The sequence below is a fragment of the Pseudomonas sp. GW822-FHT05A08 genome, assembly GCF_058800485.1.
Map to the genome: position 1 here is coordinate 5,406,277 of NZ_CM179511.1, position 14,901 is coordinate 5,421,177.

Annotated in this window: 16 protein-coding genes; 10 read left to right on the top strand and 6 right to left on the bottom strand. The window is 61.6% G+C overall.

What is annotated here, in order from left to right:
* Nucleotides 1-353: 353 nt before the first annotated feature.
* Nucleotides 354-1,601, top strand: coding sequence for a ribonucleotide-diphosphate reductase subunit beta (locus tag AC3RCP_RS24200; protein ID WP_101338821.1), 1,248 nt, complete (start codon nucleotides 354-356; stop codon nucleotides 1,599-1,601).
* Nucleotides 1,602-1,735: 134 nt separating this feature from the next.
* On the opposite strand, the gene AC3RCP_RS24205 is transcribed toward AC3RCP_RS24200, so the two are convergent.
* The gene (locus tag AC3RCP_RS24205) at nucleotides 1,736-2,449 is read right to left on the bottom strand and encodes an acid phosphatase (protein WP_101338822.1); all 714 of its coding nucleotides are present in this window, start codon (nucleotides 2,447-2,449) and stop codon (nucleotides 1,736-1,738) included.
* A gap of 365 nt (nucleotides 2,450-2,814) precedes the next feature.
* Nucleotides 2,815-3,426 carry a phage holin family protein gene (locus tag AC3RCP_RS24210; protein WP_007925190.1) on the bottom strand — a complete coding sequence of 204 codons (612 nt, stop codon included), beginning with the start codon at nucleotides 3,424-3,426 and terminating at the stop codon, nucleotides 2,815-2,817.
* A 143-nt stretch (nucleotides 3,427-3,569) separates the two neighbouring features.
* Between AC3RCP_RS24210 and AC3RCP_RS24215 the strand changes: the two genes are divergently transcribed.
* The gene (locus AC3RCP_RS24215; RefSeq protein WP_101338823.1) at nucleotides 3,570-4,553 is read left to right on the top strand and encodes a hypothetical protein; all 984 of its coding nucleotides are present in this window, start codon (nucleotides 3,570-3,572) and stop codon (nucleotides 4,551-4,553) included.
* Nucleotides 4,554-4,556: 3 nt separating this feature from the next.
* Here AC3RCP_RS24215 and AC3RCP_RS24220 read toward each other — a convergent pair whose 3' ends face one another.
* Nucleotides 4,557-5,369 (bottom strand): sulfite exporter TauE/SafE family protein, encoded by an 813-nt coding sequence (locus tag AC3RCP_RS24220; protein ID WP_492570841.1) that lies wholly within the window; start codon nucleotides 5,367-5,369, stop codon nucleotides 4,557-4,559.
* Between the two features lie 113 nt (nucleotides 5,370-5,482).
* Here AC3RCP_RS24220 and AC3RCP_RS24225 point away from each other — a divergent pair, with 113 nt between their 5' ends.
* Complete coding sequence (locus AC3RCP_RS24225; RefSeq protein ID WP_101338825.1) at nucleotides 5,483-6,286, top strand: AraC family transcriptional regulator; 804 nt, start codon at nucleotides 5,483-5,485, stop codon at nucleotides 6,284-6,286.
* A 96-nt stretch (nucleotides 6,287-6,382) separates the two neighbouring features.
* Complete coding sequence (locus AC3RCP_RS24230) at nucleotides 6,383-6,700, top strand: helix-turn-helix transcriptional regulator (protein WP_007925185.1); 318 nt, start codon at nucleotides 6,383-6,385, stop codon at nucleotides 6,698-6,700.
* Here the strand turns inward: AC3RCP_RS24230 and AC3RCP_RS24235 are convergent.
* Both AC3RCP_RS24235 and AC3RCP_RS24240 read right to left on the bottom strand, forming a co-directional pair.
* The gene (locus tag AC3RCP_RS24235; RefSeq protein ID WP_101338826.1) at nucleotides 6,682-7,239 is read right to left on the bottom strand and encodes an AAA family ATPase; all 558 of its coding nucleotides are present in this window, start codon (nucleotides 7,237-7,239) and stop codon (nucleotides 6,682-6,684) included. The two genes, AC3RCP_RS24230 and AC3RCP_RS24235, sit on opposite strands and share 19 nt — an antisense overlap.
* Nucleotides 7,240-7,342: 103 nt before the next feature.
* Nucleotides 7,343-8,401, bottom strand: a complete 1,059-nt coding sequence (locus AC3RCP_RS24240; RefSeq protein WP_492570840.1) for an MBL fold metallo-hydrolase — start codon at nucleotides 8,399-8,401, stop codon at nucleotides 7,343-7,345.
* 203 nt (nucleotides 8,402-8,604) lie between these two features.
* Here AC3RCP_RS24240 and AC3RCP_RS24245 point away from each other — a divergent pair, with 203 nt between their 5' ends.
* The 4 genes from AC3RCP_RS24245 to AC3RCP_RS24260 all read left to right on the top strand — a co-directional run bounded on the left by AC3RCP_RS24245 (nucleotide 8,605) and on the right by AC3RCP_RS24260 (nucleotide 12,802).
* On the top strand, nucleotides 8,605-9,213 hold the full coding sequence (locus AC3RCP_RS24245; RefSeq protein WP_101338828.1) for a TetR/AcrR family transcriptional regulator: 609 nt from the start codon (nucleotides 8,605-8,607) through the stop codon (nucleotides 9,211-9,213).
* A gap of 227 nt (nucleotides 9,214-9,440) precedes the next feature.
* Nucleotides 9,441-10,532, top strand: a complete 1,092-nt coding sequence (locus tag AC3RCP_RS24250) for a diguanylate cyclase (RefSeq protein WP_101338829.1) — start codon at nucleotides 9,441-9,443, stop codon at nucleotides 10,530-10,532.
* Nucleotides 10,533-10,855: 323 nt separating this feature from the next.
* Nucleotides 10,856-12,175 carry a methyl-accepting chemotaxis protein gene (locus tag AC3RCP_RS24255; RefSeq protein WP_492570839.1) on the top strand — a complete coding sequence of 440 codons (1,320 nt, stop codon included), beginning with the start codon at nucleotides 10,856-10,858 and terminating at the stop codon, nucleotides 12,173-12,175.
* Between the two features lie 87 nt (nucleotides 12,176-12,262).
* Complete coding sequence (locus tag AC3RCP_RS24260) at nucleotides 12,263-12,802, top strand: DUF1003 domain-containing protein (RefSeq protein WP_007925179.1); 540 nt, start codon at nucleotides 12,263-12,265, stop codon at nucleotides 12,800-12,802.
* Nucleotide 12,803: 1 nt separating this feature from the next.
* Here the strand turns inward: AC3RCP_RS24260 and AC3RCP_RS24265 are convergent, their stop codons facing one another.
* Entirely contained in the window at nucleotides 12,804-13,697 is an 894-nt protein-coding gene (locus AC3RCP_RS24265) for a LysR family transcriptional regulator (protein ID WP_492570868.1), read from the bottom strand.
* 82 nt (nucleotides 13,698-13,779) lie between these two features.
* Here AC3RCP_RS24265 and AC3RCP_RS24270 point away from each other — a divergent pair, with 82 nt between their 5' ends.
* A complete protein-coding gene (locus AC3RCP_RS24270) occupies nucleotides 13,780-14,499 on the top strand; it encodes a CTP synthase C-terminal region-related (seleno)protein (protein WP_492570838.1) in 720 nt (239 codons plus the stop codon).
* Entirely contained in the window at nucleotides 14,496-14,819 is a 324-nt protein-coding gene (locus tag AC3RCP_RS24275) for an antibiotic biosynthesis monooxygenase family protein (RefSeq protein ID WP_101338833.1), read from the top strand. Before AC3RCP_RS24270 ends, AC3RCP_RS24275 begins: the two co-directional genes overlap by 4 nt.
* Nucleotides 14,820-14,901 lie beyond the last annotated feature (82 nt).

Here is a 14,901-nt window from a genome sequence, read left to right on the forward strand (position 1 = left end):
GGCCAAAGCCTTGTAAACCCTCGCTCCGCCGCGATCACGCCCCTCGCCAACCGAATCGTGAGCCACTTCGTCGCACCACAGCGGCAAAAAAATCCCTATAATGCGGCCTTAAAACGGGCCTGCAATATTCCCTTACAGGGATAAACAGCCAATCCGAAGCCAGCGCAGGAGTCGACTCGGTCCTCTGCGCCCATAACCGCCTCGGAACTCCCGTACATATTTTTGTTTATTGCCTGCGTTAGCTGCCGCAACAAACGATTCCTTAAGATCCAACGCGGCCAGTTCGGCCGTGTGAAAAGCCAACCATCAGTTTTCACACGGGCATCAGGCCCTCACGCAGGAGACGACACGTCATGCTGAGCTGGGACGAATTCGACAAAGAAGAAGGCGAAGTCACCGTTAAAGGCGCCAACGCCGGCCACGCTGCCGAAGCTGCCATGGACAAACTCGACAGCGCCGGTGGTGCCGCCGCTCTCGAAGCCCGCGCCGTAACCGCCAGTGATTCCGCTGCCGTTGCCCGTGCCAAGGCATCCCTGGACCAGCTCGACATCGCCGAAGGCCTGGCCGAGCTGGAAGGTGCTTCCGCCCGTGTCGCCGTCGATGAAAAGCGCATGATCAACTGCCGCGCCGACCTCAACCAGCTGGTGCCATTCAAATACGACTGGGCCTGGCAGAAGTACCTGGACGGTTGCGCAAACCACTGGATGCCGCAAGAAGTCAACATGACCGCCGACATCGCCCTCTGGAAAAACCCGGAAGGCCTGACCGACGACGAGCGCCGCATCGTGATGCGTAACCTGGGCTTCTTCTCCACCGCCGACTCCCTGGTTGCCAACAACCTGGTACTGGCCGTGTACCGCCTGATCACCAACCCGGAATGCCGCCAGTACATCCTGCGCCAAGCGTTCGAAGAGGCGATCCACACCCACGCCTACCAGTACTGCATCGAATCGTTGGCCATGGATGAAGGCGAGATCTTCAACATGTACCACGAGATTCCATCGGTCGCCAAGAAAGCGGCCTGGGGCCTGAAGTACACCCGTTCGATCTCCGATCCGAAGTTCGAAACCGGCACCGTCGACACCGACAAGGAACTGCTGCGCAACCTGATCGCCTACTACTGCGTTCTGGAAGGCATCTTCTTCTACTGTGGCTTCACCCAGATCCTGTCCATGGGCCGCCGCAACAAAATGACCGGCGTCGCCGAGCAGTTCCAGTACATCCTGCGCGACGAATCCATGCACCTGAACTTCGGTATCGACGTGATCAACCAGATCAAGATCGAAAACCCGCACCTGTGGGATGCCGAGATGAAGGAAGAAGCCACCCAGATGATCCTCCAGGGCACCCAACTGGAAATCGAATACGCTCGCGACACCATGCCGCGCGGCGTACTGGGCATGAACGCGGCGATGATGGAGGACTACCTCAAGTTCATCGCCAACCGTCGCCTGTCGCAGATCGGCCTGAAAGAAGAATACCCGGGCACCACCAACCCGTTCCCATGGATGAGCGAAATCATGGACTTGAAGAAAGAGAAGAACTTCTTCGAGACTCGCGTGATCGAGTATCAGACTGGCGGCGCGCTGAGCTGGGATTGATTCCGAGCTCCTGCCCTGTGCCGATCTCGATCTGAATCGGCACAACGAAAGATCAAAAAAAGCCCTGACTTGCTCAGGGCTTTTTTATTGAGACCCGGTATCCCCGACTCCAGGCAAATCATCCAACCCGGAACTCAATCGGCGGAGACCAGGACACCACGAATCTCCTTTTTCACCGCCTCGAAATCCGCCGCCGCGCGGGGATCGTCCAGCAGCCGGGCCGCCAACACCGCGGCACTGATCTTTCCGCCCTCCAGGTCGCTGGGGAAATGCACACCGGCGATGACCCGGCTGTCGGCATTGATCTGTGCGCGGCTGAACAACTCGCTGCGTTTCTCCGGCAGCGCCATGCTCAGCAAGGTGGCATTGAGATAACCATTCATCGAGTGACCACTGGGGTAGGAATCGCCCTCCGGTGGCGGCAATACTGGCTTCACCAGTGCCGAGGCTTCGTAAGGGCGCGGCCGACCATAGCTGTGCTTGGCCGGCATCAGGAATTGCACCAGGTCTTCCTGGGCCCGCCGGAAGAAGGCCCGGGTCAGGGGCAGGCGCTCAATGCTGAAACCGGCGCCGAGGGATTCCCTGGCGAAGTGGAACACGCTGTCTTCCCATTCATCATCCTGCTGGACCCGGCTCACCTGAGCGCTACTGCGTGCTGCCTGGGCCGCCAGCACGGCTGTCAAATCGCTTTGTTGCAACGATGAATCAACAGTTGGAGGTGGTGGCAGGTAGTCAGCCAACCGGAACTGATTGGCCGGCAGATAAGGCAAGGCTGCCTGTTCCGCCAGGACGGCCCCGGTGCCGGACAGGGCCAGACAAAACAACAATGAACGCGCAAGAACAGGCATATGGAGGTCCTCGTTATTGTGAGGGGAAAAGCCGTCTGGCTGGTTCCCACCGGGCCTTCATTCATGAGGCCGGCGCCTTCTTATCGGCCATTTGTTCGAGGCTTACTTGTCCCTCCTTGCCAAAGGTGTGACGTTCTCTGCCAGGACTGTTCAAGACACCTAAGCTTTTGTTTTTACAAGCTTTAACTCGTAGGAATCGTCTCTATATGGTGAGAGTTTTGTTAATTAGAACTGTAGGAAATTTCATGCCCCTCATGCAGCCGCCATGACCTGGCAAGACTCAGGAAGGCTGTCAGTTTGATTGGTCCCGACGGGGGATTTTTCGTGAGCACGCCCGCCCTACCAAGGGCGTGGTTGGAACGGGGTCATGGCTTGTTCTGTTCCAGCGGACGCCAGTCGAAATGCTGCCGTTCGCCGACGCCATTGAAGTCGACGCGATAGGTGTGTTGCTTGCCGCCGATATCGCAGACGCCGATCAGATCGTGGTTATGCTGTTCGCGCGGCGGTGGCGTCTGGATACGCACGGTACCGTGGCAGTTTTCGTAATTGCAGGGCGCGGTATTGCGATACAGCAGGTAATCGCCACTTTCATCACGCTCGACCCAACGCCCATCGATGAATCGGGCCTGGTCGGGCGCAATGCTGGCGGTGGCCATCTTGCGCTTGCCGTTGCACAGCATCACCCCGCCCATGGCGGCGGCCATGATGAGGTAGGCCAGGATCCGCGACTCCACATTGAAGTAGGAAAGGATGCCCAACGCGTCGGCCAGGATCGACATGACCGAAAGCGCCAGCGCCGGCAGCGATAGAAAAAACGCCACCGCGCCTTTGATGACGCTGCCCCGGCTAACCCGCTCGACACTCCTGGGATCGATGACGAACTGAATGCTGGTGCGTTCAGGCGCCTGATTCTGGGCAATGTTGATGTGGTTGGCATCACCAATGGAGCCGATATTGATGCGATTACCGTCAGACATGAACCTGAGCCTTTTCCGGTGATGAGTGGAACGTGCTACCTACAAGGTTATGCCGAGATCAGCGCCCATGCTTGAAAAGATCAGTGCACTCCCCTGCGCCACCCGCTATTAATAGCCTTCTTCACTCAAGGACCCGAGCCCCCATGAAATTCGACACCGCCTACTGCATCAGCCTCGACGACAAGCTGTCGATCTATGACGTGCGCGATCTGAATTTCGACGAGACCATGGCCTTCGACTCAGCCAAGGAACAATTCCAGTGCCCCAACGATGCCTGTCGCGCCACCTTTGCCGCTGACAATCAGTTGGGGACCTTCAATGCCAAGAACGTCAATTACATCCGCACCCCGCATTTCAAGAACCTGCCTGGCACCCGGCATATCGAAGGCTGCCCGTATGGCACCAGCAGGACGCTGGCAGCCGGGGTGGAGGGTACGCCGGACGAGGATGATCGGGAGGAGCACTTCCCATCGGAATTGCTGCTGGCCCGCCGCGAATATGTGCGCAAGCCCGCCAGCCCGGCAGCGGATAGCGATACGCCAGGAACTGCCGCGCCAGCCCCCTCCTCCAGCCCGCGCACGCCAGCCCCGGCTCAGGCCGGCACCCCAGACAAGACCAGTGTCTTCGCTCATCCGGTGGAGTGTTTTGTGTCGAATATCGACGACAAGGAGCTGCTCAAGCGCATGCCGCTGAAGATCGGCGAACACACGGCGTCCTATGCCTCGTTCTTCAAGAAGATCGAATACCTGCTGGACAACAAGGGGTTGATCTACTGGGGCAAGATCAAGGAGATCAAGGACTACACCCAGAGCTTTCGCATCGACTTCGAACAGAAGGTCTGGTTCAAACAGGCGGACGAGACGAAAAAGAAGCCCTACTCGGTCAACGTCTACCTGAGCAAAAAACTGATCGAGAGCTACCGCAAGCGCAAAGCCTTCCTCGAAGAGATCAAGCATGCGATCGACAGCGAACAAGAGCTGTATTGCTTCTTTTATGGCGTGACCCCGGAGCTGAAACAGGTGCCAAGCAAAAAACACCCCGAACAGACGTTCGGGGTATTCAGCGCCAACATCGAGAACCTCGACCACTTCATCATTCGTGAAGCGCCGGGGTTGGCGCTGGGCTAACCCTTAGCGAACCAGCATGCCAAGCATTACCAGCACCAGCAGGCCGATATACACCCGCGCATGCAGCCGGTCGGGAATGCGCCCGATCCACGGTGAGGCCAGGCACATGCCCAGCAATGAGCCGAGGGTCAGCACGGCAAACGCCAGCAGGTCGATATAGCCGATAAACCAGGGGCCCAGATCGAAGCGACTGAAGCCGGCCATGGCCATATAGGTCAAGGCCCCGGCCAGGGCTACCGGCACGCTCAGCGGGTTGGCCATGGAGGTGGCCTGGGTCATGCTCAAGCCACAACGGCGCAGCAGGGGCACGGTCATCACACTGCCGCCGACACCCAGGAAGGTAGCAATGGCCCCGATGCCCAGGCCTCCGGTGTTTTCCAGTCGCCCCAGGCAGCGCGGCGCACGGGTGTCGCTCTGTTCAAGAAAGCCACGACGCATCAGGCAATCGGCAATGGTCAGCGCCAGGTAGGCGATAAAGGCGTAGCGCATCGCCTCACCACTCACCGCCATTGCCAGGACCGCCCCCGCTATAGCTCCCAGCCCGATGTAGCCACCCAGCGGCCACAGATAATGTCGAATCAGGTTGCCCGCGCGGCGGTGTTTGCCGGTGGCCATCAGCGCGTTGACGATCATCACGCAGGTCGAGGTGGCGACCGCTATATGCATGGCCGACTGAGCGACGGCATCGTCAGCGCCATGGCTGCTCAGCAACATGCGATACAGCAGCGGCACCACCACAAAGCCACCGCCAAAACCGAACAGCACCGCGCTGATCCCGCTCATGCAGCCGAACACCGCCAGCCATAGATAAAACATCGAAGGGTTCTCCGTTAGCAGAAGACCTCGACGATAGAGCGCCAGGGCTTGGCCGGCTTTAGAAAGTTAGCCAATACTGTTTGCATTCACGCCAACCCGCGGACGCCGACGCCATGCGTAACACTTCGATCGACCTGCTGGATCACACCCCACGCGCCGTGGTGGCGATCGGCACCGATTACCCCCAGGGCCACCTGTTGCCGAGCCACAGCCATCGTCGCGCGCAACTGTTGTATGGCGCCACCGGGGCGATGCAGGTCAGCACCACGAATGGCCGCTGGGTGGTGCCGCCACAGCGTGCGGTATGGATTCCGCCCCGGGTGGCCCATGAGGTGCTGATGCTCGGGGTCAGTACCCGCAGCCTGTACATCGAACCGGCGGCCATGCCGGCCCTGAGCGATGAGTGCCAGGTGATCAGCGTGTCGCCACTGATGCGCCAGTTGCTGATGGAGGCGGTGGATCTGCCGCTGGCGTACGACGAGAACGGACGCGACGGTGTGCTGGTCAGCCTGTTGTTGCATGAACTGAGCCGTACCACCCGCCTGCCCCTGCACATTCCCCTGCCCGAAATGCCACGCCTGCTCACCCTGTGCCAGGCCTTCCTGCAACAACCCGATGCCCACCAGTCTCCCGAGCAATGGGCGCAACAGCTGCACATCAGCCTGCGCACCTTCAACCGCCTGTTCCGCGAGCAGACCGGCATGAGTTTCGTCCAGTGGCGCCAGCGCGCCTGCGTGGTCAGGGCCTTGCCCCGACTGGCCGCAGGCGAGTCGGTGACGCGAATCGCCCTCGATTTCGGTTATGACAGCCCCGCCGCCTTTTCCACCATGTTCCGCCGGGTAGCGGGGCAAGCGCCCAGCGCCTACCTGGAAACCGGGGGCATAGCGCCGGGACAAGACTTGTCACGAAGACGTTGAGGCGATCGGCAAAATGAGTTTGATCCGGGAGCAAAACAACTGTACAAATAAACAGTACCTTATTGACTCATTTTCACCCGCTTCCGGAGAAATCCCATGGCCTCACTCGCGATGAAAGTCACCCTGGAACGTATCGCCCTCTTCCAGTTCACCCCAGAACACTGCATTCAGGCCCGCGCCATGCTGGGGTGGAGCCAGGAACAGCTGTCACAGGAATCCGGCGTCTCGATAGCCGCCATTCACCGCTTCGAGGCGGGCGGCGAATTGCTCGACGTGACCCGACTGGCCCTGGCCTTTCGCCTGGAAGCAGAAGGCCTGGTGTTCTTCCCCGGTTTCGCTCCGGGGCGTGGCATGAACATCAAGGGTGCGACGCCCAACCCGATGGAACGGCCCGACTACGCCATGATCGAGTGATCCAGGGCGCTCAATACCTCTTCCTGTAATGCCTGCACCGAGTGGTGAGTGGCATCGAGGCGGATTACCGGGCAGCTCAGCCCGGTGATCCAGCTCTCATGCCGCCGCAGGCTGCGCGTACCTTGGCCACCCGTGTCGTAGCCAGCCGCCCAGGCAAGAAAGGTTTGAGTCGCGAGATGGCGTTCGCCGCCCTCATGGATCTGCTCGCCGTAACGCTGAAACTCGCGCACCCGCAAACGCTGCAGGCGGACCTCGGGGTCCAGGCGGAGGAAAATGGCATGGGTGAAAGCCTCAATCATCGGGTCGCCCCAACCGCACAAGGAGCCGGACAACACCCAGCTGTCCAACCCGGCCACCTGCTGCCGCAACAGCTGGATGCGCTCGTCCCGGGGACGGCGCAGGCTGAAAGGCTGTTCGCTGGGGCGCCAGAAGAAGTTATCGGAATCGAAGTGGGCAATACCCAAACGCTGGGCCAGCACCTGGCCCAAGGTCGTGGTGCCGGAACCAGACGCGCCAAACAGATGAAGCCGATAAGCCATCACCAGGTCCGTCGAGGGTATTGGGGGAGTTCTCTAGATACTCCCCAGGCCCGGACACGGCAACCTGGCGATAGCCGGGCTCGGGGAGTAGCCGATGAAGGGTCTACAGATCGCTTGCCGTTACCTGCTCGGCCACGGGGTCGACCTCCATCCACCAGGCGTGCCCCCGCTGCGGGTGCGACAGGTTGAAGGCCTCGCCCATCTGCGGCGTGGCAATGGCGATGCTGCGTTCCCAGGCCAGCGAAAGGATGCGGTCAAACGGTTCGTACCAGGCATGCATCGACAGGTCGAACGTGCCGTTGTGGATGGGTAACAACCAGCGGCCCTTCAAGTCGATGTGCGCCTGCAGGGTCTGCTCAGGCTGCATGTGCACGCCCGGCCACTCGACGTTGTAGGCGCCGGTTTCCATCAGGGTCAGGTCGAAAGGGCCGTAACGCTCGCCAATCCGCTTGAAGCCGTCGAAGTAACCGGTGTCACCGCTGAAGAAGATCCGGCTGTCGCCATCGATCATCACCCAGGAGGCCCACAGCGTGCTGTTGCCATCGAACAGGCCACGGCCGGAGAAATGCTGGGACGGCGTGGCGATAAGACGAATGCCATCGACTTCCGTGCCTTCCCACCAGTCCAGCTGACGCACTTTGTCGGCCGGCACACCCCACTTCACCAGGGTATCGCCCACGCCCAGGGGGGTGAGGAAATGGCGGGTCTTGTCCGCCAGCTTGAGCACGGTCTGGTGGTCCAGGTGATCGTAGTGATCATGGGACAGGATCACCGCTTCGATCGGTGGCAATTGCTCCAGGCTGATAGGCGGCTGGTGGAAACGTTTGGGACCGGCCCATTGCACCGGCGATGCGCGTTCGGCGAATACCGGATCCGTGATCCAGAACTTGTCATGCAGCTTCAACAGCACCGTCGAATGCCCCAGGCGGTAGACGCTCTGGTTCGGCGCCGCCAGCAGCTGTTCGTGGGTCAAAGGCTGCACCGGGATGGCCCCGACCGGGCGGGTATTACGCGGTTTGTGGAACAGCATGCGCCAGAAAATACCCAGCGTCTTGCCCAGCCCGGCGCGTCGTACCGGCGTGTGATTACGGAACGCACCTTGTTCCTGCAGGGACGTTTCGGGACGTGAGGCGCTGTCTGCACGGGAAGAGAGAGTGGCCATGAATCAGTGACTCCAAGGAACCCGAAAAGGCTCCGGTGATTCTCTGCGGAACGACAAAGGCCAATGCACGCAAGCGTCAGCCGACCATCGTTTTTTCTGTCATTAACTACACTGCACAGTGTAGTTTTTCTAGATTGCAACAAACCCGGGACTAAGTAAACTGCCCCCGGATAACTGCCAACGACCGCCATCGAACCCAACTTATGACAGCTCCCAAGCGCCTGACCGACCTCAAACGCGAAGCCATCATCCAGGCGGCGATCACCGAATTCCATGCCAGCGGGTTCGATATCACCAGCATGGACAAGATCGCGGCAACCGCCGGAGTGTCCAAGCGCACGGTGTACAACCACTTCCCCAGCAAGGAGGAGTTGTTCACCGAGATCATGCATAAGTTATGGGCAAGCATCAGGGCGCGGGCGGACATTCTTTACCACCCCGGATTAACCCTGCGTGAACAGTTGCGGGAATTGTTGATGGCCAAGCTGCAACTGCTGGCCGATGACAACTTCCTCAACCTGGCGCGGGTCGCCATTGCCGCGACCCTGCATTCCCCCGAGCGCGCCCAGTACATGGTGGCGCGCATGGGCGAGCGTGAAGAAAGCCTGATGGTGTGGATTCGCTCGGCCCAGGCGGACGGCCGACTCAAGCCCCTGGACCCGGACTTCGCCGCCCAGCAACTCCACGGCATGCTCAAGGCGTTTGCCTTCTGGCCACAGATCACCATGAACCGGCCGCCCCTCAAGGAAGACGAACAGCAGCGCGTCGTCGAGTCCACGCTGGACATGTTCCTGGCCTGCTATCAAGCCTGATTCCCTTCTCCCTCGATTTGCTCCGACAGCGGATCTGCCGACCGCCATGACGTGCACCGAGTGCTCTGCAATGGGCATTTGCGTACGCTCGTTCCACTAAATGGCCTGCAAGGACACTGATTATTCTTGTTGGAATAAATGACAATATTCGCCGCCTTGCCCAATGAAGGGTGACGGCCAATAAAAACACCACAAAGTGTTTCAAACCCGGGCTCGCGCAGAAATTTATGGATAACCAACAAGGCAAAGGGCTGTCGTTTGCCAAACGTATTTACCTGCCCAGGATCGTCGGGCTGGGGATTGGCAGCCTCAGCGTATTCGCCGGGTTGTACCCGGTGCCGCAACCGACCTGGGTTTGGCTGTTCCTGCTGTTCAACGGTTTTATCTGGCCGCACCTGGCGTACCTGATCTCGAGCCGCGCGGCCTTCCCCTACCAGGCCGAACGCCGCAACCTGCTGTGCGACTCGCTCTTCGGTGGTTTCTGGGCGGCGGCGATGCAGTTCAATCCGCTGCCCACGGTGACCATTCTGGCCATGATGGCAATGAACAACGTCGCGGCCGGTGGCCTGCGCCTGTTCATCCATGGCTCCATGGCCCAACTGAGCGGGGTACTGCTGTCGTGGTTGCTGCTCGGTCCTGCCTTCACCGGGGATGCCACCCAGCTGCAGATCTACGCCTGCCTGCCGATGCTGACCCTCTACCCGATGGCGGTGGGTATGGTCTGCTACCGGCTGGCGATCAAGCTCTCCGAGCACAAGCGCACCCTCAGCGCGCTGAGCCGCACCGACAGCCTGACCGGCCTGCTCAACCACGGCGCCTGGAAAGACCTGCTGCACCTCAAGTTCACCAAGTGCCAGCAGCAACGCTGTCACGGCACCATTGCCTTGATCGACATCGATCACTTCAAACACATCAACGACAGCTACGGCCATATCCTCGGCGATGCCGTGCTGCATCAATTGAGCCGGGACCTCAAGCTCAACCTGCGTCAGGACGACCTGGCCGGGCGCTATGGCGGCGACGAGTTCTGCGTGATCCTGCCGACGACCTCTATCCAGCAGGCCCACGAAGTGATGGAACGGCTGCGGCAAGTCTTCAGCAACTATCGCCATCCTGGCGTTCCACAACTCAGGGTCAGCCTGAGTATCGGCCTGGCCGCCTGGCACCCTGGGCTGCGCGATGCCGCAATGTGGCTCATGGAGGCCGACAAAGCCCTGTATGCCGCGAAAAACACCGGGCGCAACAAAGTCGCCGCCGCCAGTCCGGTAAACGACACCCTCCGTGCCGACCGGCCCTTGAAAAGTTATACAAAAATGTAAAAATCCAACATTTTGTACAACTTTCACGAACACCACTCCGAGCCAAGCCGGCATAATGCCGCTATGCGGTTATCCCAAAAAAGCCGAGCCGGCCATTCTCGACCGTGCAACATAACCTCCCTAAATTGACTCGCAGGCCCAGCGTCTCACCTCAGACGTTGAGCAAGGGTACGCTCCGGACAGGGTCGTGCCCTTCCAAGGGTTATCTGCCAGTCATGGAATGCTGGCATTGAGCAGACAAGGCCGAGGCCCCGGGGCTATCGGCATGCAGGCGCAGACAACAGGGACTGACTCCAGGTTTTTCCCACTGAGCACCAGCCATCATGCTATTCAACCGCCACAACAAAACCATCGACGCCTTGCACCACACCATCGCCCAGCAAGCCAGCCTGCTCGAGGCCATCGACCGTTCGATGGCAGTGATCGAGTTCGACCTGGAGGGCACGGTCCTGCGGGCCAACGACAACTTCCTCAAGACCATGGGCTATCGCGCGGAGCAGGTCATCGGCCACCCCCATCGGCAGTTCTGCAATGCCGAATTCGCCCGCGGCAATCAATACCGCGAGCTCTGGACGCGCCTGAAAAACGGCCAGTTCCAATCGGGGACCTTCGAGCGCGTCAATGCCCAAGGCCAGCCGGTATGGCTGGAGGCCAGCTACAACCCGATCAGGGATGCCGACGGCAAGGTCTTCAAGGTGGTCAAGTACGCCCTCGACGTCACCGAGAAAATCCAGCAGGAAAGCGAGTCCAGGGGCAAGCTGCACGCCATCGACCGCGCCATGGCGGTGATCGAGTTCAACCTCGACGGCAGCGTCATCACCGCCAACCAGAACTTCCTCGATCGCCTCGGCTACAGCCTTGCCGAACTCAAGGGCAAGCATCACCGGATCTTCTGCAAACCCGAGCTGGCCAACAGCAATGCCTACCAGGACTTCTGGCGGCGCCTCAACCAGGGCGAGTTCTTCAGCGGGCAGTTCGAGCGCGTCGACAAACGTGGCCAATCGGTATGGCTGGAGGCCAACTACAACCCGGTGTACGACGCCGCCGGGCGCCTGTGCAAGGTGGTGAAGTTCGCTTCCGACGTGACCGCGAGGGTGGAGAAACACGCCCAGGACGCCCAGAGCGCGACCCAGGCCTACCACATCTCGGTAGAAACCCGGCAAGTTGCCGAACAGGGCACCTCGGTGATCCAGCAGGCGGCCAGCGAAATGCGTCAGATCGCGGCCAACATCGAAGACTCCTCGACCCTGATCGCCAAGCTCGGCGAGCGTTCCGAGCAGATCACCGCCATCGTCAACACCATCCGCGCGATCGCCGAGCAGACCAACCTGCTGGCGCTCAATGCCGCGATCGAAGCCGCGCGTGCCGGCGACCAGGGCCGCGGCTTTGCCGTGGTCGCCGACGAGGTTCGGCAACTGGCCGCCCGTACCAGCGGTTCGACTGCGGAAATCTCCGAGATGATCGACATGATCCAGACCGAAACCCAGCAAGCCATCAAGAGCATGGACGGCACCCGGGATCGGGCGGCCAAGGGCGTCGACCTGGCGGATCAGGCCGGCACGGTGATCCTGCAGATTCGTGACGGTACCAGCGAAGCGGTACAGGCCGTGAGCATGTTCGCCAACGAACGTGCAGCGTTCTGAACCGGCGTTTCTGAATCGATGCCAGGGAAGGCGTCGACGCCGACAGGGCTCTATAGTGACCGGCAGTCCCATCGCCCCGAGCCCGCCATGAACCCGACTCCATCCGAAACAGCCTCAGCCGCCCCTGTCGACCACCTGCGTTTCCACCGCCCCCACGCCCATCTGGCCCCGACCTTCGGCACCGACCGCTTTGCCCTGAAGGCCGAAGCCTTCGCCCGCTTTTTCGGCACCCCGACCTTTCTCGGCGCGCAAACCCTGATCGTACTGATCTGGATCGGGCTCAACCTGAGCGGGGTGACGCACTTCGACGTCTACCCCTTCATCCTTCTCAACCTGGCTTTCAGTCTGCAAGCGGCCTATGCCGCGCCACTGATCCTGCTGGCCCAGACTCGCCAGGCCGCGCGCGACAAAGCCCAGACCGACGCCGATGCCCAGCACCGCGAAGCCATCGCTATCGCCAACAGCGAACGTCAGGCGCAAGCCGCGCAACACAGCGCGCAACTGCTCGAACTGCTGGAGCAGAACACCCGCCTGACCGAGATGACCAAACAGCTGAGCGAACGCATCGAGGGCCTGACCTCGGAAATGCACCGGCACGTCCTGCACAAGGACCCGCCCCAGGCATGACTCACTGCGGCGCGCGCAGACGCTGGCTCAATTCGTCGAACAGCGTCACCACCGCGCGCAGCGCCCGGCAGTCGGCCCGGGTCAGCAACCAGAGCGCGGTGTCGCACCCCAGCAGCGGGTCGCTCAGGGATTGCAGGGCGGTGGTGTCGTCGAGCAGGAAATCCGGCAACACCGCCACCCCCAGCCCGGCCTTCACCAGTTCGCTGACCGCCAGCATGCTGTTGCAGCGATAGCCCGGCACCACGCCGGGCAATGCCTGCCGACGCCAGGCCACTGTGGCGTGGTCCGGGAGGAAATCGTCCGGGGCGATCCAGGTCAGTCCGGCCAGATCCGTCGCCCCGACCGACTGCCGATAGCTCGGGCTGGCACAGACCCGGTAAGACACCGCCCGCAACTGCCGGCCCACCAGGTGCTCCGGCGGCGTGCGTGTCAGGCGCAGGGCCAGGTCGGCGTCGCGCCGGCTGAGGTTGGCGAAATCATTCGAGGTGCTGAGCTCCAGGGCCAGTGCCGGATAGCGCGGCATGAAGTGAGCCAGCGCCGGCAACAACAGGCCCTGCAGCACCGAATCGGTACAAGTCAGGCGCACCGTGCCGCTGACCACCGCGCCGCCCTGCTCCACCCCGATCTGTGCCGCGTCCAGTGCCTGTTCCGCGCGTTCGGCCTGCTCGGCCAGGGTGCGGGCCAGGCCGGTGGGCAGGTAGCCGGCGCGGCTCTTGTCGAACAGCTGCTGGCCCAGCGCGGCCTCGAGGCGACGCACCGCACGGAACACCGTGGACACATCGACTTTCAACAACGCCGCCGCTCGGGCCAGGGAGCCACCGCGCACCAGGGCGAGGATCAGCGACAGGTCGGGGTAGTCGAGACGATAGTGCGTGGCTGCATTGATCACTTGGATAAACGCCAATATTGAATGCGTGAACGCCAATCTATAGTGACGGCCAGCAACCGACAAGCGTTGGCCCTACTGGGAGAAGTCCATGCCGCACATCGCACGTCCGCCCATCCTGCACATCGCCCTGGTGGGCGACTACGACCCTCAGGTCACCGCGCACCAGGCCATTCCCCTGGCCCTGGAAATGGCCGCCGAGGAAACCGGCCTCAAGGTGCACTACCGCTGGCTGGCCACCGACAGCCTGACCAGCGACGCGCCACTGCAAGCGGTCGACGGCATCTGGTGTGTGCCCGCCAGCCCCTACCGCTCGATGGACGGCGCCTTGCGGGCGATCCGCTTTGCCCGCGAGCAGCACCGCCCCTTCCTCGGCACCTGCGGCGGTTTTCAGCACGCGGTGCTGGAGTACGCGCGCAACGTGCTGGGCTGGGCCGATGCCGAACACGGCGAAACCCATCCCGAGGCCGAGCGCGCCTTGCTCACGCCGCTGACCTGCGCCCTGGTGGAAGCCACCGACAGCATTCACCTGTGCGCAGGCAGCCGCATCGCCGAAGCCTATGGCGAGCACCAGATCAGCGAAGGTTATCGCTGTCGCTACGAGGTCAATCCGCAGTTCGCGGCGCAATTGCTCGAGCACGACCTGCGCCCCAGCGGCTACGACTCGGCCGGCGATCTGCGGGCAGTGGAACTGCGCGACCAGCGGTTTTTTGTCGCCACCCTGTTCCAGCCGGAACGGGCAGCGCTCAAAGGCGTCGTGCCGCCCCTGGTCAGCGCCCTGCTCGCCGCTTGCCTGGAGCGTCACGCATGATCGCCCATACCCCCGAGGCGCCCTATTACGCGGTGATTTTCAGCGCCCAGCGCCGCGAACCAGACCCGGCCTACGAGCAGATCGCCGAACGCATGGTCGAACTGGCGCGACAGCAACCGGGGTTTCTCGGCATGGAGTTCGCGCGTAACGAGGAGGGCTTCGGCATCACGGTCTCCTATTGGCGGGACCAGGCCTCGATCCTCGCCTGGAAGCAGCAGGCCGAACACCGCATCGCCCGCGAACGCGGGCGCAGCGACTGGTACGCGGCCTGTCACACCCGGGTGTGCAAGGTCGAACGCGCCTACCTGTTCGAACGCTGAGACCTGATCGCGAGCAAGCTCGCTCCTACAGAAACCGCCCCCTGTGGGAGCGAGCTTGCTCGCGATAGCGCCAGCCCGGCCA